The sequence below is a fragment of the Janthinobacterium sp. CG_23.4 genome (genome assembly GCF_029892305.1).
Taxonomy (GTDB): domain Bacteria; phylum Pseudomonadota; class Gammaproteobacteria; order Burkholderiales; family Burkholderiaceae_D; genus Janthinobacterium; species Janthinobacterium lividum_D.
This window is the reverse complement of sequence record NZ_JARXUX010000001.1, coordinates 4039333-4055345: the sequence shown is the minus strand read 5'-3', so window position 1 is coordinate 4055345 and position 16013 is coordinate 4039333. Positions and strand designations below refer to the sequence as shown.

17 protein-coding genes are annotated in these 16013 nt (G+C 61.5%); 6 read left to right on the top strand and 11 right to left on the bottom strand.

Features of this window, described 5'->3' with window-relative positions; all coding sequences use genetic code 11:
• Window positions 1-6: 6 nt before the first annotated feature.
• The 8 genes from glyS to miaB form a co-directional block, all read right to left on the bottom strand.
• Complete coding sequence (glyS, locus tag H4V96_RS18200; protein WP_196855017.1) at window positions 7-2109, bottom strand: glycine--tRNA ligase subunit beta; 2103 nt, start codon at window positions 2107-2109, stop codon at window positions 7-9.
• A gap of 39 nt (window positions 2110-2148) precedes the next feature.
• Window positions 2149-3081 (bottom strand): glycine--tRNA ligase subunit alpha, encoded by a 933-nt coding sequence (glyQ, locus tag H4V96_RS18195; protein WP_010401266.1) that lies wholly within the window; start codon window positions 3079-3081, stop codon window positions 2149-2151.
• A gap of 107 nt (window positions 3082-3188) precedes the next feature.
• Window positions 3189-4754: an apolipoprotein N-acyltransferase gene (gene lnt, locus H4V96_RS18190; protein WP_196855018.1), complete on the bottom strand. Its 1566-nt coding sequence runs from the start codon at window positions 4752-4754 to the stop codon at window positions 3189-3191.
• A 79-nt stretch (window positions 4755-4833) separates the two neighbouring features.
• Entirely contained in the window at window positions 4834-5712 is an 879-nt protein-coding gene (locus H4V96_RS18185; RefSeq protein WP_196855019.1) for a transporter associated domain-containing protein, read from the bottom strand.
• Between the two features lie 117 nt (window positions 5713-5829).
• Window positions 5830-6252 carry a DUF4259 domain-containing protein gene (locus H4V96_RS18180; protein ID WP_196855020.1) on the bottom strand — a complete coding sequence of 141 codons (423 nt, stop codon included), beginning with the start codon at window positions 6250-6252 and terminating at the stop codon, window positions 5830-5832.
• A gap of 4 nt (window positions 6253-6256) precedes the next feature.
• Window positions 6257-6721 carry an rRNA maturation RNase YbeY gene (ybeY, locus tag H4V96_RS18175; protein WP_196855021.1) on the bottom strand — a complete coding sequence of 155 codons (465 nt, stop codon included), beginning with the start codon at window positions 6719-6721 and terminating at the stop codon, window positions 6257-6259.
• The gene (locus H4V96_RS18170) at window positions 6705-7769 is read right to left on the bottom strand and encodes a PhoH family protein (RefSeq protein WP_196855022.1); all 1065 of its coding nucleotides are present in this window, start codon (window positions 7767-7769) and stop codon (window positions 6705-6707) included. The genes ybeY and H4V96_RS18170 overlap by 17 nt, the downstream gene beginning before the upstream one ends.
• On the bottom strand, window positions 7766-9133 hold the full coding sequence (gene miaB / locus H4V96_RS18165; RefSeq protein ID WP_010401256.1) for a tRNA (N6-isopentenyl adenosine(37)-C2)-methylthiotransferase MiaB: 1368 nt from the start codon (window positions 9131-9133) through the stop codon (window positions 7766-7768). Before miaB ends, H4V96_RS18170 begins: the two co-directional genes overlap by 4 nt.
• A gap of 716 nt (window positions 9134-9849) precedes the next feature.
• Here miaB and H4V96_RS18160 point away from each other — a divergent pair.
• A complete protein-coding gene (locus tag H4V96_RS18160) occupies window positions 9850-10176 on the top strand; it encodes a hypothetical protein (protein WP_010401254.1) in 327 nt (108 codons plus the stop codon).
• A 162-nt stretch (window positions 10177-10338) separates the two neighbouring features.
• Here H4V96_RS18160 and H4V96_RS18155 read toward each other — a convergent pair whose 3' ends face one another.
• Together H4V96_RS18155 and H4V96_RS18150 are read right to left on the bottom strand one after the other, a co-directional pair.
• Entirely contained in the window at window positions 10339-11184 is an 846-nt protein-coding gene (locus H4V96_RS18155) for an HDOD domain-containing protein (RefSeq protein ID WP_010401252.1), read from the bottom strand.
• Window positions 11181-11519: a hypothetical protein gene (locus tag H4V96_RS18150; RefSeq protein WP_280721099.1), complete on the bottom strand. Its 339-nt coding sequence runs from the start codon at window positions 11517-11519 to the stop codon at window positions 11181-11183. The genes H4V96_RS18155 and H4V96_RS18150 overlap by 4 nt, the downstream gene beginning before the upstream one ends.
• A 206-nt stretch (window positions 11520-11725) precedes the next feature.
• Here H4V96_RS18150 and H4V96_RS18145 point away from each other — a divergent pair, with 206 nt between their 5' ends.
• Together H4V96_RS18145 and H4V96_RS18140 are read left to right on the top strand one after the other, a co-directional pair.
• A complete protein-coding gene (locus tag H4V96_RS18145) occupies window positions 11726-13291 on the top strand; it encodes a HAMP domain-containing sensor histidine kinase (RefSeq protein ID WP_196855023.1) in 1566 nt (521 codons plus the stop codon).
• 15 nt (window positions 13292-13306) lie between these two features.
• The gene (locus H4V96_RS18140; protein WP_196855024.1) at window positions 13307-13894 is read left to right on the top strand and encodes a DUF1697 domain-containing protein; all 588 of its coding nucleotides are present in this window, start codon (window positions 13307-13309) and stop codon (window positions 13892-13894) included.
• Between the two features lie 145 nt (window positions 13895-14039).
• Here H4V96_RS18140 and H4V96_RS18135 read toward each other — a convergent pair whose 3' ends face one another.
• Complete coding sequence (locus H4V96_RS18135) at window positions 14040-14453, bottom strand: PEP-CTERM sorting domain-containing protein (protein ID WP_196855025.1); 414 nt, start codon at window positions 14451-14453, stop codon at window positions 14040-14042.
• A gap of 329 nt (window positions 14454-14782) precedes the next feature.
• On the opposite strand from H4V96_RS18135, the gene H4V96_RS18130 reads away from it, so the two are divergent.
• Genes H4V96_RS18130 through H4V96_RS18120 form a run of 3 tightly spaced genes read left to right on the top strand, consistent with a single transcriptional unit; the run spans window position 14783 to window position 15998 of the window.
• Window positions 14783-15148: a metalloregulator ArsR/SmtB family transcription factor gene (locus tag H4V96_RS18130; RefSeq protein WP_070346244.1), complete on the top strand. Its 366-nt coding sequence runs from the start codon at window positions 14783-14785 to the stop codon at window positions 15146-15148.
• Window positions 15145-15570, top strand: coding sequence for a YeeE/YedE family protein (locus H4V96_RS18125; protein WP_010401242.1), 426 nt, complete (start codon window positions 15145-15147; stop codon window positions 15568-15570). Before H4V96_RS18130 ends, H4V96_RS18125 begins: the two co-directional genes overlap by 4 nt.
• The gene (locus H4V96_RS18120; protein ID WP_010401241.1) at window positions 15567-15998 is read left to right on the top strand and encodes a YeeE/YedE family protein; all 432 of its coding nucleotides are present in this window, start codon (window positions 15567-15569) and stop codon (window positions 15996-15998) included. The genes H4V96_RS18125 and H4V96_RS18120 overlap by 4 nt, the downstream gene beginning before the upstream one ends.
• Window positions 15999-16013: the final 15 nt, after the last annotated feature.

Here is a 16013-nt window from a genome sequence, read left to right as displayed (position 1 = left end):
TGCCCATTATGCCGCCAGCTTGGAAATATCGGCCACGCGGTTCATCATGCCGTGCAGCGACGACAGCAAGGCCAGGCGGTTGTTGCGCAGGGCGACATCCTCGGCCATTACCATCACGTCGTTGAAGAAGCCATCGACGTCGTCGCGCAGCTGCGCCAGCGTTTGCAGGGTGCTGGTGAAGTCGCCCTTGGCAAAGGCCGCGTCGACTTCCGGCTGCACGCGCGAGACGGCTGCGGCGAGTTTTTTCTCCGCTTCGTCCTGCAGCAGGGCCACGTTCACGCCACCGGCGGCGACCTGGTTGACGGCTTCCTCATTCTTTTTCAGGATGTTGGTGATGCGCTTGTTGGCGGCGGCCAGCGAGGCGCTTTCGGGCAGGGCGGCAAATGCCTGCACCGCTTCCAGGCGCTGCACGATGTCGTCCAGGCGGTCTGGATTTTGCGCCACGACGGCTTCGATTTCATTTGGCGAGAAACCGCGTTCACGCAGGATGCCGCGCAGGCGGTCGAGCATGAAGATAGTGACGTCCGCCACCGGGTCCTTGAAGCCAGCGATGGTGGAAAATTGCGCGGCAGCGTCAGCCAGCAAGCCCTGGATCGACAGCGGCAAACGTTTTTCCAGCAGCATGCGCAGCACGCCCAGGGCGTGGCGGCGCAGCGCGAACGGGTCCTTGTCGCCTGTGGGCGCCAGGCCGATAGCCCAGATGCCAACCAGGGTTTCGAGCTTGTCGGCCAGGGCCACGGCGGTGCCGGTGGCGCTCGACGGCAGGTTGTCGCCGGCAAAGCGCGGCTGGTAGTGTTCGGAAGCGGCCAGTGCCACGTCTTCCGGCTCGCCGTCATGGCGCGCGTAATACGTACCCATGATGCCTTGCAGTTCCGGGAACTCGCCCACCATGTCGGTCAGCAGATCGGCCTTGGCCAGCAGGGCGCCGCGTTCGGCCAGTGCCACGTCGTAGCCCAGCTTGGCGGCGATGGCGCCGGCCAGCGACTTGACGCGCTCTGTGCGTGCCGCTTGCGTGCCCAGCTTGTTGTGGTAGACCACGTTGGCTAGCAGCGGCAAACGCGATGCCAGGGTTTTTTTCTTGTCTTGCTCGAAGAAGAACTTGGCGTCCGACAGGCGCGGGCGCACGACGCGCTCGTTACCGCCGATGATGTGTTCTGGCGTGTCCGTCTCGATGTTCGAGACGATCAAAAAGCGCGAGCGCAGCTTGCCTTCGCTATCGGTCAGCGCGAAATACTTCTGGTTCGTCTGCATGGTGAGGATCAGGCATTCCTGCGGCACGGCCAGGAATTCTTCCTCGAAATGGCATTCATACACGACTGGCCATTCGACCAGCGCGGTCACTTCGTCGAGCAGCGCTTCGGGCATCAGCACCTGGTCGGCGCCTGCCTTGTCCAGCAACTGGGCGCGAATGCGCTCTTTGCGTTCCTCGTTGCTGGCGATGACGCTGGCGTTGAGGATCAGGGCAGCTGCATAGTTTTCCGCGTGCGCGATGGTGATAGCCTTGCCGTCGGTGAGGAAGCGGTGGCCCAAGGTGCTGCGGCCAGCCGTCAATCCCAGCAGGGTCAAAGGCAGCACGTTGATGCCGTGCAGGGCGATCAGGCTGTGGGCTGGGCGCACGAATTGCACGCTCGTGCCGTCCGGGCGCTGATAGCTCATCAGTTTTGGAATCGGCAGCTTGGCAGCGGACTCGCTCAATGCTGCTTGCGCACCGGTGGCCAGTTCGCTGCCCGCTGCCGTATAGGTGTAGAAGAAGCTTTCTGCCTTGCCGTCGGCGGCGCGTTCCAGTTCGGCCAGCGTCAGTTCGGGGAAGCCCAGTGCAGCCAGTTTCTTGGCCAGCGGCGGCGTGCCGTTGCCATTCGCGTCCAGCGCCACGGAGACGGGCAGGATTTTTTCGCGGATGGATTTATCGGGCGACACTTCGCGCACGTTGGTGATGGAGACGGCCAGGCGGCGTGGCGAGGCATAGCTGGTAGCGACGCTGTCGGCTTCCAGGAAGTCGCGCGCTTTGAGGCCATTGACGATGCCGGCGGTGAAGGCGGCGCCCAGTTTGGCCAGCGCTTTCGGCGGCAGTTCTTCGGTCAGCAGTTCGATGAGCAGTGTTTGGTTCATGGTGTTCTTGTCTGGTACGGCGGTGTATAGGCTGGGCAATCAAGCGGCGGCGGGTTGGTCTGCGGCGGGCAGCATCGGGAAACCGAGGCGCTCGCGCGAGTCGTAATACGCTTGCGCCACCAGGCGCGACAGGGTGCGCACGCGGCCGATATAGGCGGCCCGTTCCGTCACCGAGATGGCACCACGCGCGTCGAGCATATTGAAGCTGTGCGAGGCCTTCATGATTTTCTCGTAGGCCGGCAGTGTCAGTTGCAGTTCGATCAAGCGCTTCGCTTCCGCTTCGTAGTTGCTGAACTGTTCGAACAGCAAGTCGGTATTTGCGTGCTCGAAGTTGTAAGTCGATTGCTCGACTTCGTTCTGGTGGAAGACATCGCCGTAGGTCAGCTTCTTGGTCACCGTTTCGCCGGCTGCGCCCTTTTCTTCCCACTCGGTCCACACCAGGTCATACACGTTTTCCACGCCTTGCAAATACATGGCCAGGCGTTCGATGCCGTAGGTGATCTCGCCCAGCACGGGCTTGCAATCGAGGCCGCCGACCTGCTGGAAGTAGGTAAATTGGGTCACTTCCATGCCGTTCAGCCAGACTTCCCAGCCCAGGCCCCAGGCGCCCAGCGTCGGGCTTTCCCAGTCGTCTTCGACGAAGCGCACGTCATTTTGCTGCAAGTCCAGGCCCAAGGCGGCCAGCGAACCCAGATACAGGTCGAGGATGTTTTCCGGCGCCGGCTTCAATACCACCTGGTACTGGTAGTAGTGCTGCATGCGGTTCGGGTTTTCGCCATAGCGGCCATCTTTCGGGCGGCGCGATGGCTGCACATAGGCGGCGCGCCATGGTTCCGGTCCGATCGCGCGCAGGAAGGTGCCGGTGTGGAAGGTGCCGGCGCCGACTTCCATGTCGTAAGGCTGGAGCAGGGCGCAACCTTGCTTGTCCCAATAGGTTTGCAAGGTCAGGATAATTTGTTGAAATGTGAGCATCGTATGAGTTCGCCGCGCGCGAGGCTGCGCTTTGTTATGGGTTGCTTGAAGCCCGCACGCTGCTAACAAGCGCGTCCGGGCCGGAGTTTTGCTAATTTTAGCGGTTTTTACGGGCCCACTGTGACTCTTCGGGCAATATCGGCCGCTGATTGCTGCGCGGCGCGGCCACGACGGGCAGCGCGCGAGCGCAGGAAGGCCGTCAGCAGTGCCAGCGCGGTCAGCGCCAGCAGCAGTTTATTGCCATACAAAATGTATGGCGTCATGCCGCCCATGCCTTGCACCTTGGCCACCAGGGTGGCTTGCTGCTCCGGCGGCAACAGGCTTTGCACGATGCCCTTGCCGTCGATCACGGCGGTGGCACCCGTGTTCGTCGAGCGCAGCATGGGGCGCCCCGTTTCCAGGCTGCGCATCTGCGAAATCTGCAGATGCTGCGGGATGGCGATCGAGTCGCCAAACCAGGCCAGGTTCGACATATTGAGCAGCACCGACGCCGACTGCTTGCCATTGCGGTGGGCGCTGGCCAGCTGTCCCGCGATTTCTTCGCCAAACAGGTCTTCGTAGCAGATATTCGGCAGCACCAACTGGTCGCGCACCTGGAGCGGCGCCTGCACCTCGGCGCCGCGGCCCATGTCGCCCAGCGGGATGGCCATCATGGCGACAAACCAGTGCAGGCCGGGCGGCACGAACTCGCCGAACGGGACCAAATGGTGCTTGCGGTACTGGTAGTAAGGGCCTGTCGCGCTGTTGGGCGTGATGCCCAGTGCCGTATTGTAGAAGCGCTGCTGTTCGTCGAGCACCGGCATGCCGAGCAAAATCGTGCTGCCCGTCTGCTGCGCGTAAGCGCTCAGGCTATCGAGGTAGCCCGGTGGCAGCTGGTGCGGCAGCACGGTAACGGCTGTTTCCGGCGTGGCGATCAGGTCTGCCGGCGCGCTGGTGATGGCACTCTGGTACATCTGCAGGGCGCCGAGGACGAAGCCGGGATCGAATTTCTGCTGCTGCGGCACATTGCCCTGCAACAGGCGTAGCGTGATCGGACGCCCGATTGGATGTGTCCAGTTGAAGTACTGCAGGCCAAGGCCGGCCGCGTACAGCGCGATCAGGCCGGCCAGCGCGCTCCAGCGCGTGCGGCGCAGCGGGTGGACTAGCAAGAGCAGGGCGCCCGCGGACAGCGCCGCCAGCCAGCCCAGGCCATACGCACCGAGGATGGGGGCAAAGCCGGCCAGCGGGCTGGCGTTATGGGCGTAGCCGGTAGCGAGCCACGGAAAGCCGGTAAATAGCCAGCCGCGCGTCCATTCGAACAGAGTCCACAGCGAAGGCAAGATCAACAGCGTCATTGTCGGCAGCGAAAGGACCCAGCGCTGGCGCAGCCAGGAGGCCGCACCCATCGCCAGCGCCACGTAGATGGCCATCAAGAGCGCCAGCAGGGCCACGGCGATGGCCGCCAGCGGCGCAGCCATGTCGCCATAGCGGTGCATGGAGATGTATAGCCAGTGGGTGCCGGCCGCGCACCAGCCAAAGCCGTAGGCCCAGCCGATCAGCGCGCCGCTCTTGACGTTCGCGGCGCGCAGCACCTGGTAGAACAGCACGCCCAGGCTGAGGATTTGCAGCGGCCAGTAGCCGAAAGGGGCGAACGCCAGCACCGCGACGGCGCCGGCGATGGCGGCAGTGAGCATGCGCGCCCATGTGCTGCGCGGCGGTTTGGCGGGAGCGTTGGGATCTGAGCGTCTGAAACGCATTTACAGCACGCGCATGTCAGAGTTCCAGTTCCGGTACGTTGGGCAGGCGCTCGATGAGCAGCACGTGCACCTGGCGCGCATCGGCGCGCAGCACCTCGAAGCGCAAATTGCCGAGGTCAAAAATATCGCCCTTGTGCGCCATGCGACCCAGGTACTTCGAGACCAGGCCGCCTATGGTGTCGACATCGTCGTCCATCAGGTGGCTGCCCACTTCTTCGTTGAATTGTTCGATCTCGGTGAGCGCCTTGACGCGCCAGCGCGGGCCGAACTGACCTTCCTTGAGCGAGAGGATGTTGTCCTCGGCTTCATCGAAGTCGTATTCGTCCTCGATATCGCCGACGATCTGTTCCAGCACGTCTTCGATGGTGATCAGGCCGGCGACGCCGCTGTATTCATCAACGACGATGGCCATGTGGTTGTGATTGGCGCGGAAATCGCGCAGCAGCACATTCAGGCGTTTCGATTCGGGGATGAAGATGGCGGGGCGCAGCATGTCGCGCACGTCGAAAGTCTCTTCTGCGTAGTAACGCAGCAAGTCTTTCGCCAGCAGGATGCCGATGACCTTGTCGCGCTCGCCTTCGATCGCGGGGAAGCGCGAGTGGGCGGTCGACAGGACTTCCGGCATCCATTCCTCGATCGGCTTGCTGATGTCGATGACATCCATTTGCGAGCGGGGAATCATGATGTCGCGCGCACAGAGATCCGACACCTGGAACACGCCCTCGATCATCGACAGGGCGTCGGCGTCGATCAGCTTGCGTTCATGCGCATCGTGTAGAACATCGAGCAATTCTGCACGGTTCTCTGGCTCGGGGGAAATGAGTGCGGTCAGGCGTTCAAACAGTGACCGGTGGGGCTTGACGTCAGTTTTGACGCCACTAGGGTGCTCGGGCATAGGAGGCGTGAGCCGTTGTTGCGAAGGGATATAGGATACACCAAAAGCAGAGCTTTACCGGATTTCCCCGCTTTTGATGCAAATTTAATACGTTGAAGTGCGCCGTTGCGCGATCTTTTACGCCGTTTCCTGGCCCAGCACACGGCCGCGCAAGTGCGCCACGTCCGCCTGCCAGTCGGCGAAATGTTCGCTTTCCTGCCACAGCTGACGCAGTTCCGACGACTCGGCCACGATCTTGTCGAACGCCATGCGCGCCTTTTCCAGCAGCGGCGGCGTGACTTTCTTCTTGCAGGCGGCTACCCATTCGTCCACTTCGGCTGTGGCCGGGTCGTCCTCGCCCGGCTTGCCCAGGAGGCGCGCCATCACTTCCAGTGCGGCCAGCGCCTCGGCGGCGAACGGCGCTTCCAGTTCGGCTTCCTGGCTGTCGATGACGTTATCGAGCGTGGTATCGAGTAGTTCCAAGGTTTTGTATTCGTGCAAGTCTTGCGCCCAATCCATGGCGTAGTCGTTGCCGAAGGCATCTAGCGCCCATGTGCCCATGTGCTTACTCCTTGTATGGGTCGGTAATGCCGAGTTTCGCGAGGATTTCTGTTTCCAGTGCCTCCATCTCGGCTGCTTCCTCGTCATCCATGTGGTCGTAGCCCTGCGCATGCAGCACGCCGTGCACGATCAAATGGGCCGTGTGCTCTTCCACGCTTTTCTTTTGTTCCGCCGCTTCCTTTTCCAGAACGTCCGTGCACAGGATGATGTCGGCGCGCGTCGGCTCGTCGTCATGCAACTCTTCGCCTTCGTTATAGGCGAAGGTCAGCACGTTGGTGGCGTAGTCCTTTTCGCGGTAGTCGCGGTTCAGGCTACGGCCTTCTTCGGCGTCGACGAAGCGGATGGTCAATTCGGCCGGAGCGAACAGTGCTGCCTTGACCCAGCGGCGTATCTTGGGCCGCGTGATCAGCGTTTCCAGGCGCGTATCCGGGTATTGTACGGACAGTGAGAGTTTATTTTTTTCGGACATTTTTGGCACTAGCGGGTGTGATCAGGGGAAGTAACTGGGCGGCGTTGGCGCCGCCCGCCTGCGCCATTTCATAGGCGTCGACGATGCGGGCGACGAGTGGATGGCGCACTACGTCGGTACTGTTAAATTGCGTAAAGCCTATGCCACGCACGTCTTTCAGCACCTGCACGGCGTCGATCAGGCCACTCGTCTGGCTCTTGTGCAGGTCGACTTGCGTCACGTCGCCCGTTACCACGGCCTTGCTGCCAAAGCCGATGCGCGTCAGGAACATCTTCATCTGCTCGACAGTGGTGTTTTGCGCCTCATCGAGGATGACGAAGGCGTGGTTCAGGGTGCGCCCGCGCATATAGGCCAGCGGGGCGACCTCGATCACCTGTTTTTCAAACAGTTTTTGCGTACGGTCAAAGCCCAGCAAATCGTACAGCGCGTCGTACAGCGGGCGCAGGTAAGGGTCGACCTTTTGCGCCAGGTCGCCCGGCAGGAAGCCCAGGCGCTCGCCTGCTTCGACGGCGGGACGCGTCAGGATGATGCGCTTGACGGCGTCGCGTTCGAGCGCGTCGACGGCGCAGGCGACGGCCAAATAGGTTTTGCCCGTGCCGGCCGGACCCACGCCGAAGCTGATGTCGTGTTCAAGAATGTCGCGCAGGTAGGCGATCTGGTGGGGCGTGCGCCCGCGCAGGTCGCTGCGTCGCGTTTTCAGCACGGGGCTGGCGATGTCCGGTTCCACGAAGGTGCTGATGGGCGCGTTGGCGTGGTGTTCCGAGGCAGCGGACAGGCCGGCGCGCTGTTCCACCAGCGCCAGCTGCACTTCTTCCAGCGGCACGACCTTGTTGGCGATGGCGTAGAACTGCTCGAGGATTTCCACGGCGCGTTCGGCATTGCTGCCGCCGACGATGAATTTCTCGCCGCGGCGGAAGATCGTCACGTCGAGTGCAGCGGAAATCTGGCGCAGGTTTTCATCGAGTGGTCCGCATAAATTGGCCAGGCGCGTGTTGTCGAGCGGCTCGGGGATGAAGTATTGCGGCTGTATCGGGGCTTTGGTTTTCAACTGGCTCTTTTCAATGCGGGTGCGCTGGCGACGAGTTCGCCGCGCAGGGTGTAGGAATGGCTTTCGGTGATGCGCACGTCGACCAGTTGGCCGACCAACTGCAGTGCGTCCGGGCCGGCGTCGAAGTTGACCACGCGGTTGTTCTCCGTGCGCCCTTGCAGCTCGCGATCTATCGTGTCCTTCTTCGAGCGGCCTTCGACGAGGATGGTTTGCACGCTGCCCACCATGGCCAGGCTGTACTTGCGCGTGTTGGCGTCGATGGCTGCCTGCAACTGCTGCAAACGGGCCAGCTTGACTTCATGCGGCGTGTCGTCTTCCAGGCTGGCGGCCGGCGTACCGGGGCGCTTGCTGAAGATAAAGCTGTAGCTATTGTCGAAGCCGACGTCCGCGATCAGCTTCATCATGGCGTCGAAGTCGGCCTGCGTCTCGCCGGGGAAGCCGACGATGAAGTCCGAGGAAATAGCCATCTTCGGGCGCACGGCGCGGATGCGGCGGATGATGGACTTGTATTCGAGGCCCGTGTAGCCGCGCTTCATGGCGCCGAGGATCTTGTCCGAACCATGCTGGGCCGGCAGGTACAAATGGTCGACCAACTGCGGGATCTTGGCATAGGCGTCGATCAGGCGTTGCGTGAATTCCTTCGGGTGGCTGGTGACGAAGCGCATGCGGGCGATGCCGGGGATGTCAGCCACATATTCGAGCAGCAGGGCGAAGTCGGCAATGTCTCCGCCTTCCATCACGCCACGGTAGGCGTTCACGTTCTGGCCCAGCAGGGTAATTTCCTTGACGCCCTGGGCGGCCAGGCCCGCCACTTCCGTCAGCACGTCCTCGAAGCGGCGCGATACTTCCTCGCCGCGCGTGTAGGGTACGACGCAGTAGCTGCAGTATTTGCTGCAGCCTTCCATGATGGAAACGAACGCCGAGGCGCCATCCACCTTGGCCGGCGGCATGTGGTCGAATTTTTCGATTTCCGGGAAGCTGATGTCGACTTGCGAAGCGCCGCTGGCGCGGCGCAGTTCGATCATCTGTGGCAAGCGGTGCAGCGTTTGCGGGCCAAAGACCATGTCGACATAGGGCGCGCGCTTGACGATGGCCTCGCCTTCCTGCGAGGCCACGCAGCCGCCTACGCCGATCAAGAGGTGCGGCTTGGCCAGTTTCAGTTCGCGCAGACGGCCGAGATCGGAAAACACTTTTTCCTGCGCCTTTTCGCGCACGGAGCAGGTGTTGAGCAGGATCACATCGGCATCTTCAGGCGTATCGGTACGTACCAGGCCGTCAGAGGCACCGAGCACGTCGGCCATCTTGTCCGAGTCGTACTCGTTCATCTGGCAGCCGAAGGTTTTAATGAATACTTTTTTCTGCATGGAGTCGTGTGCTTATCGGTAAATGTAGCGGCAAATAAGTGTGGCGGAAATTAAGCCGGGCAGGGGGCTTGCGCCGTGCACCGCTCGGGGCGGGAGGCGGAGCGTGACCGGCTGGGCGCCGCTGGCTGCCCGTGGCAGGCTCGCTGCAAGTTCAGGCCATAGTTTAGCGTAAATCGTCGGGACGGGCCATGCCGCACTGACCTCGCCGACAAGATTGCGGCGTGAACAGGGTGTCCGGTACGGCGTAGCCATTAAGCATTTATTGACCAGCGACACCATTGATTTGTAACAAGTCGCTGCAAATCCTTGCGCGCGACCGCTGGTAGCCTAATGTGTTGAAATGGCATCGTTAACAAGTCAACCAGCAACTTGATTGATATTTAACAATCAGGAAGTTTGCGCGAGGCGCAGATGCGGCGCGTTTGGACTAGTATATTGCTTTATATGCAATTTACTTCGGTGGGTTGCAGGTGCTCGGTGGGTTGCTCGTGCTTTTGCTCACGCGGCAAGCTGCGTACTTTGGCTGGACTGGGCTGTGTGGGTCCTGTGTGGTCAGCGCAGGTAGTGCGGGCATTGCGGGCATTGCAGGCATTGTCATAAGGAGGGAAGGCGGAGGGCCGGCTGAATCGCATGGAAGGACGTTTATTTAAACACTCTAAGCCAGCCTTAAGTTCGTATCGGCATTATTTTCTACATTCACCAGACGAGGAAAAATCATGACACATCATGCATTAGCATCGCAAGAGAGTTACAACCCGAATCACTTGCTGGACATTCTTCTCAACAAGATGCAACTGAAGAATGATGCAGCGCTGTCGCGCCTGCTTGAAGTGGCACCACCCGTCATCAGCAAGATCCGTCACCACCGCTTGCCGGTCGGCGCCTCGTTGCTGATACGCATGCACGAAGTGACGGGCATGAGTATCCGTGACCTGCGCGACTTGATGGGCGACCGCCGCACCAAGTATCGTTTGTCCGACGCCCAGGGCCGTCCAAAAACGGAAGATCGCAGCGATGCGCAAGAATCGAATTACGCGCACTGATGTGGCGGTGGCACGCTGACTGTGCCGCTCGTGTCACTGCAGGCGGCAACAGGCTGGCGTGGACCGGGCAGCATGGACCGGTAACATGGATACACCGCAGTACCTATAACGGCTTTCGCCTGGCGGCGAGAGCCGTTTGCGTTGATGGCTTTGCCTGCCGAGTCAGCTTAGCAAGGCGGTGGTGATTTCGTCGTAGCGCAGTTCTGTTTCGCGGAAAATTTGCAGATACGTGTCTTCGCCTAGGCCCAACGCCTCCCAGGCTACCGGCGAGACGCGCGGCACCAGGTCGTCGCCTGCCTGCGCCAGGTCGAGCGCACAGACGATGGCATTGGCCACGTGGATCAGCTCTGCCAGGAAGCCTGCCCCCGGCGTTTCCGGCTGCAGGTAGTTGGCCAGCGCCAGGCGCATGGTGTCGGAAAAATTCCAGTGCTCGGCCAGTGCCACGCCAGCCTGCACGTGGTCCACTCCCAGCACGGCCTGCTCCGCTGCGAGCAGGCTGCAATCGTGCGCTGCCTGGTGTGCGATGACTTGCGCGTAGTGCGCGGGAAAGCTGCTGACCAGTACCAGGCGGCCGATGTTATGCAGCAAGCCGGCCGTGAACGCGTAATCCTGGTTGAAGCGCATCTGCCGCGCCAGCACCTTGGCGCAGGCGGCAGTGGCGACCGAATGGCGCCAGAAGGCCTTGTCGTCGAAGCCGGGGCAGCGTCCTTCCGGAAAGCAGCCCGTGATGGCGGCCGAGGTGATCAGGCTGCGCGTGGTCTGGAAGCCAAGGTAGGTGATTGCCTGCTGGATGGTGGTGGCCTTCACTTGCAAGCCATAGTGCGAGGAGTTGGCAAGGCGCAAGGTTTTCGCCGTCAGTGCCTGGTCGTATGATACTTTTTTCGCCAGCACGGAAATATCGACGTCTTCCTGTTCTATGCTGTTGAGTAACTCCATGACGACGGCGGGCAGTGAAGGCAGGTCATCGAGGTGGGCGACGATATCGTCGAGCGTGAGTAAGTTGCTCATGCCGCGTCTTCCTTGCCCAGACGGTATTGCGTGACATAACTGCGCAGCAAAGTGGTGGCCTTGTCCTCGGGATCGTCCGGGTCATGCTTGCGGAACAGATGGGCTAGCCGGGTGCTGTGGGCCGCTTGCTGTGCGGTAACTTCTTCCGGCGAGGGCGGCGGCACCTGGATCGGCAGCATGTCGATGCCGTGGCGCGGCATCAGGGACAGCATGTTTTCCGTCAGTACCGCGCCTTGCGGCAACAGCACTTGTCCATGTGCGTCGAGCAAGACATCCGACAAGACCATGCCAGGACGCACTTGTTCAAGGGGGAGGTGTTGATGCATGACCGCCATGACGACTCCTTAGATGATTGCAAGATCTTACCATCGCCATGCCGCAATGTCTCAAGCTGCATCAATGCCTCTGAACAAAACTAGCTTGCTGTAAATCTTGCCAATAAGCATGCCATACCGTACATTTGATTCAGGCTGTTGTCTGCTGACGTATCTGTGCCCGCTCCGCGGGCCGGCGGCCCGCCTGGCCCGAGGAGTGTTGATTGATGGTGAGTATCCAAGTCCGGCTGACCCTGCTTTTTGTCGTGATCGTCACCTTGGTGCTGGGTATTTCTGGCAGCTATACCCAATATACGCTGAGCCAGGAACTTGAGTCTGAGAGCGCGCGCCTGCGCAGCGGGGTGCTCACGCGCTTGCAGACCAGCTTGCCTTCCGCCCTGTGGGACCTCGATAAATCCAAGGTCGACAGCATAGTCTCGGCCGAAATGTTGCCGCCGGAACTGCTAGGCATCCGCGTCTACGACGCCTCCGTGGGGCTGTTCGCGGGCGAAGTGCGCGACGCTGCCGGAGCTCTGGTGCCGTTGACTTCCGACGTGGCCATGGGCGGCACGCCTGTCGAGGCGCCGTTGGTGTTCCGCGATGCCGTGGCGGCCACCACGGGTGGCAAACCGGTGATTGTCGGCAAGGTTGTCGTCAATTTCAGCCGCGCGCAGATCGATGCGGCGCTGCGCGGCGAAGTGCGGCGCAAGGTGCTGGAAGTGTTGCTGCTTGACATCATCCTGGTAGGCGCCCTGGCGCTCAGCCTGCGCATCGTTTTCGAGCCACTGAAACAGTTGCGTGATGGCTTGATCGACCTGGCGACGCGCGGCAGTGATGAGGTCGAGGAACTCTCGGAAAACCGGCGCGACGAACTGGGCGACGTGATCCGCGGCTTCAATGCCGTGCAGCGCAAGCTCAAGTCCATCATCGAGGGTAGCCGCGAGGCGGAAGATATGGCGCGCCGCTCGCAGCAGGCAACGGCGCAGGCCATGGACGAGCTGCGCCTGGCGCAGGAATCGTTGCTGCAGTCGGAACGCCTGGCCGCGCTGGGCAGTCTGGTCGCTGGCGTGGCGCATGAAATCAATACCCCCGTTGGCATTGCGCTCACTAGCGCTTCGGTGTTGAAGGAGGCTACCGACCATATCAGCGCAGCGGTGGCCGGCGGCAGCGTGAAGAAAACCGATATCATGCGCTACCTGGAAACGGCCAGCGAAAGCGCGCGGCTGATCATGAACAATGCCTATCGCGCCGCGCACCTGATCCACAGCTTCAAGCAGATTGCCGTCGACCAGGTCAGCGAGGCGCGCCGCATGTTCGAATTGCGCGACTATATCGGGGAAGTGATCTCGAGCCTGCAGCCGACCCTGAAAAAGACGCGCATCAGCATCGATATCGATTGCCCCCCTGAGATCGTGCTCGACAGCTATCCGGGCGCGCTGGCGCAGGTACTGACCAACCTGGTCTTGAACTGTGTCGAGCACGCCTTCGACGCCGATACGGCCGGCAACATCCATATCGGCGTGCGTTGCGAAGGCGAGTGGCTCGTCATGCAGGTACGCGACAATGGACGTGGCATCGCGCCCGACATGCTCGACCGCGTGTTTGACCCGTTTGTCACCACGCGGCGCGGACAGGGCGGCACGGGCCTGGGCTTGAATATCGTATTCAACTTGATTGCCAAGCAGTTTGGCGGCACCATCACGGTCAGCAGCACGCTGGGGCAGGGCGCGACATTCCTGCTGCGCCTGCCTAAGACGACGCCGTTGCCGGAAAACACCAGCAGCCAGGCATAGGCAAGGAGCACAGACATGGCAGAGCTAGAAAACAGTCAGCAAGTGGCGCTTTTGCGTGGGATCAACGTGGGCCGTGCCAAGCGCGTGGCCATGGCCGACCTGCGCAAACTGCTCGGTGAGCTGGGTTTTGCGCAGGTACGCACTGTACTCAACAGCGGCAACGTCGTGTATGACGCAGGGGCGCTGGCGCCGGCCGAGGCTGCTGCACGGATCGAGGAAGCGCTGGTGCTGAAACTGGGCGTGGCGGCCCGCGTGACGGTGCTGTCGGCTTGCCAGTTTGCCGAGCTGATCGAACAAAATACGCTGGCGCCGGCGGCCGATGCGGCCCGTCTGCTGACCCTGGTGTTGAACCATCCGGCCGATGTCGAGCGCCTGGCGCCGCTGTTGCAGCGGCCGTGGCAGCCGGAAGCGCTGGCGCTGGGGCGATGGGCCGCGTATGCCTGGTGTCCCGATGGCGTGCTGGCCAGCAAGGTGGTGGCAGCGCTCGGTCTCATGCTGGGCGATGGCGTCACCTCGCGCAACTGGGCGACCATGCAAAAATTAGATGCGCTGCTAAACGGGCCCGATGCGGCGGCCATATCCGCATTTGCCAAGCAGCAATGATGCCTACCATGACAGGTGCATGCGTCGTCAGCATCGCCGCGCAAACCGCGTCGGACACGACCGCGCAGTCGTGCTGGGACACCCGTAGGCAATTGCGCGCAAGGCGAAATTGTTTTTGACAATGGCAGGGGCCGGAAAAACAGGGTCAGCTATCAAATTTCTCCTGTCTTTCAGCGTGCATGCTAAAGGCCAGCAAACCGATTCCCACCAGTAACATCGAGACCATGCTCGCTTCGGGCACGGGCGGCGGCACGTTCGTTTGCTGCACGGCGGGGGACTTGGCGGCTATGGGCAGTGCGTCCTGGCGTGCACCGGCGCTGCGCCAGCGCGGGGCTGTATTGAGCATCGAGGCCCGCGTCAGCAGGCGCGCATACGGCAAGTCTTGTGTTTGCCAGCCGAAATTATCGCTGCTGTTAGTGAAACTGAAACGCTCATCGCTCACGACCTGATCGCGTGCGGTACGCGGTTTGCCCTGGATGTCGGCGCCCGTCGCCGTCGCATTGCCTGCGCTGGCCAACAGCACCAGCATGGCCATGCTTAGTGGCTCAAGTATCTTCATCTTGACTCCCTGGTTCACCGCACGGCGCGGCCGACACCGGCCCGCGCCCGGACGGATAATGCGCCTGTACGGGGGCGTATCACGATTTTTCTGATGAGGTCTTATTACAGCACAAATCGTGGTAATTTCGATACGTATATTTGCTCTAAATTAAAAATATTTGTCATTTTGATAGTGTGGAGGCTATCGCGGCCTGGCACTTTGCATGCGCACGCTATCGCCGAAAAATATTGTTGTTTTTTGTATCCATCGCCAGCAGGAAAACAATATATCGATTAGTATATTGTTTTTCGTACGACAAATAAAATAATCGCCTGCAGGAGGGGAAAATGGAGACAGCCGCAACACAAAATGCCCAATACGAGCTCGACGCCATGCGTGGCGCAGCCTACAAAGCCAGCTCGCTGCTCAAGGCCATGAGCAATGCCGACCGCTTGATGCTGCTGTGTCATCTTTCGCAGGGCGAGCATTGCGTCAGCGAACTCGAGAAAAAAGTGGGCATCGGTCAGCCGACCCTGTCGCAGCAGCTCGGCGTGTTGCGCGAAGAAATGCTGGTGGCCACGCGGCGCGAGGGCAAGCAGATTTATTATCGCGTCGCCAGCGCGCCGGTGCTGGCCGTGCTGCAAGTGCTGTACCTGCAGTTCTGCGCGCCGCCTCCCCCGCTCAATGACGCAGCGGACGCAGGCTTGCCATGAGCATAGCCTGGCAGCACTTTACGCCGTGGGCCTCGCTGGCTGGCGGTATGCTGATCGGCCTGGCCGCTGCCCTGCTGATCTTGTTCAATGGGCGCATCGCCGGCATTAGTGGCATCCTCGGCGGCTTGCTGCGCCCGCGCCTGGGCGACCTGGGCTGGCGTATTGCTTTTCTTGCGGGACTGATCGGTGCGCCCTTGCTGTATTCGCTGTGGCAATCCTTGCCGCCGGTACAGATCGACGCATCCACGCCCGCTTTGATCGTGGCCGGCTTGCTGGTCGGCGTGGGCGTGCGCTATGGCGCCGGCTGCACCAGCGGCCACGGCGTGTGTGGCCTGTCGCGCCTGTCTGTGCGTTCGCTGGCGGCCACCATGGCCTTCATGGCGGCCGGTTTCCTCACCGTGTATGTATTGCGCCACCTATGAGCAAGTTAATCTTTTCCCTGTTGAGTGGCCTCGTTTTTGGCCTCGGTCTGATCATCTCCGGCATGGGCAACCCGGCCAAGGTGCTCGGTTTCCTCGACCTGGCCGGCGCCTGGGACCCGTCCCTGGCGCTGGTGATGGGCGGCGCCATCGGCGTCGCCATGCCGGCCTTCTGGCTGGCGCGACGGCGCAGCACGGCGCTGCTGGGCGAGCCCATGCAATTGCCGGCGTCGCGGCGCATCGACCGGCGCTTGCTGCTGGGCAGCTTGGCCTTTGGCGCAGGCTGGGGCATCGCCGGTTTTTGTCCCGGCCCCGCTCTCGTCTCCCTGCTGGCGGGCCAGCCGAAGGCCTGGATTTTTGTGGCTGCCATGCTCGCTGGCATGGCCTTTTTCGAAGTGCTGGAGCGCCGCAAGCTAGCGGCGCCGGCCTGAGACGGTACAATCTGG

What these genes read in the sequence shown, in the direction of transcription:
- H4V96_RS18120 (WP_010401241.1), top strand. Translation starts at nt 15,567, where the DNA reads ATGAGCAAGTTAATCTTTTCCCTGTTGAGTGGCCTCGTTTTTGGCCTC.
- H4V96_RS18140 (WP_196855024.1), top strand. Translation starts at nt 13,307, where the DNA reads ATGGCAGAGCTAGAAAACAGTCAGCAAGTGGCGCTTTTGCGTGGGATC.
- H4V96_RS18150 (WP_280721099.1), bottom strand. Translation starts at nt 11,519, where the DNA reads ATGGCGGTCATGCATCAACACCTCCCCCTTGAACAAGTGCGTCCTGGC.
- H4V96_RS18155 (WP_010401252.1), bottom strand. Translation starts at nt 11,184, where the DNA reads ATGAGCAACTTACTCACGCTCGACGATATCGTCGCCCACCTCGATGAC.
- H4V96_RS18160 (WP_010401254.1), top strand. Translation starts at nt 9,850, where the DNA reads ATGACACATCATGCATTAGCATCGCAAGAGAGTTACAACCCGAATCAC.
- H4V96_RS18130 (WP_070346244.1), top strand. Translation starts at nt 14,783, where the DNA reads ATGGAGACAGCCGCAACACAAAATGCCCAATACGAGCTCGACGCCATG.
- H4V96_RS18185 (WP_196855019.1), bottom strand. Translation starts at nt 5,712, where the DNA reads ATGCCCGAGCACCCTAGTGGCGTCAAAACTGACGTCAAGCCCCACCGG.
- miaB (WP_010401256.1), bottom strand. Translation starts at nt 9,133, where the DNA reads ATGCAGAAAAAAGTATTCATTAAAACCTTCGGCTGCCAGATGAACGAG.
- H4V96_RS18125 (WP_010401242.1), top strand. Translation starts at nt 15,145, where the DNA reads ATGAGCATAGCCTGGCAGCACTTTACGCCGTGGGCCTCGCTGGCTGGC.
- glyQ (WP_010401266.1), bottom strand. Translation starts at nt 3,081, where the DNA reads ATGCTCACATTTCAACAAATTATCCTGACCTTGCAAACCTATTGGGAC.
- H4V96_RS18180 (WP_196855020.1), bottom strand. Translation starts at nt 6,252, where the DNA reads ATGGGCACATGGGCGCTAGATGCCTTCGGCAACGACTACGCCATGGAT.
- ybeY (WP_196855021.1), bottom strand. Translation starts at nt 6,721, where the DNA reads ATGTCCGAAAAAAATAAACTCTCACTGTCCGTACAATACCCGGATACG.
- H4V96_RS18145 (WP_196855023.1), top strand. Translation starts at nt 11,726, where the DNA reads ATGGTGAGTATCCAAGTCCGGCTGACCCTGCTTTTTGTCGTGATCGTC.
- H4V96_RS18135 (WP_196855025.1), bottom strand. Translation starts at nt 14,453, where the DNA reads ATGAAGATACTTGAGCCACTAAGCATGGCCATGCTGGTGCTGTTGGCC.
- lnt (WP_196855018.1), bottom strand. Translation starts at nt 4,754, where the DNA reads ATGCTCACTGCCGCCATCGCCGGCGCCGTCGCGGTGCTGGCGTTCGCC.
- glyS (WP_196855017.1), bottom strand. Translation starts at nt 2,109, where the DNA reads ATGAACCAAACACTGCTCATCGAACTGCTGACCGAAGAACTGCCGCCG.